Here is a 297-nt window from a genome sequence, read left to right on the forward strand (position 1 = left end):
GGCCTCGCGCCCCACCGCGTCGACGAAGCGGCGGGTGTTCTCGGAGACGCTGGAGAAGTAGACCAGGTCCGGCGACTCGTCCCAGCCGAGCGTGCGCACTCCCGGGGGTGCGGCCGCCGATGCGGTGCGTTCTGACACGGAGACTCCCGTCCGGCTTCGCCAGGAAGCCACAAGATGTAGTAGTGACGGCGAGTTTTTCGCCTAGATATAGGTCTAGCAGGAGGTGGCATCAAATATCTACGCCGCGCCGAAGTTTTGTATCTAGCGATCAGAACATTAGGCTGGCCGCATGCACCA

The sequence above is a fragment of the Leucobacter sp. M11 genome (assembly GCF_035726885.1).
In the GTDB taxonomy this organism is placed as follows: Bacteria; Actinomycetota; Actinomycetes; order Actinomycetales; family Microbacteriaceae; genus JAPFRB01.